This is a genomic window from Photobacterium sanguinicancri, assembly GCF_002265265.1.
Taxonomy (GTDB): Bacteria; Pseudomonadota; Gammaproteobacteria; order Enterobacterales; family Vibrionaceae; genus Photobacterium; species Photobacterium sanguinicancri.
On the sequence record NZ_NOIF01000483.1, the window covers coordinates 1 to 410 of the forward strand.

Annotated in this window: 3 tRNA genes; all 3 read left to right on the forward strand. The window is 46.8% G+C overall.

From position 1 onward, the window contains the following. Nucleotides 1–119: 119 nt before the first annotated feature. The 3 genes from ASV53_RS24725 (at nt 120) to ASV53_RS24735 (ending at nt 410) form a co-directional block, all read left to right on the forward strand. Nucleotides 120–195, forward strand: a tRNA-Thr gene (locus ASV53_RS24725). Nucleotides 196–255: 60 nt separating this feature from the next. Beyond that, nucleotides 256–331 (forward strand) — tRNA-Phe (locus ASV53_RS24730). A gap of 6 nt (nt 332–337) precedes the next feature. After that, a tRNA-Asn gene (locus ASV53_RS24735) sits at nt 338–410 on the forward strand.

Below are 410 nucleotides of genomic sequence, written 5' to 3' on the forward strand. Positions count from 1 at the left end.
CCTTTAGTTCAGTTGGTAGAACGGCGGACTGTTAATCCGTATGTCGCAAGTTCAAGTCTTGCAAGGGGAGCCAAATTTAGTTGTTAAGCAATAGCTTGATGACAAACAAGAATTCGTGTGCCGACTTAGCTCAGTAGGTAGAGCAACTGACTTGTAATCAGTAGGTCACCAGTTCGACTCCGGTAGTCGGCACCATTCTTTAGCAAGTTCTGCTTTTAGCAGGTTTGCAAAAGTTAACACTTCGGTGTGACTTTTGCCTCGATAGCTCAGTCGGTAGAGCAGAGGATTGAAAATCCTCGTGTCGGTGGTTCGATTCCGCCTCGAGGCACCATACAATTCCCCTTTAGTTCAGTTGGTAGAACGGCGGACTGTTAATCCGTATGTCGCAAGTTCAAGTCTTGCAAGGGGAG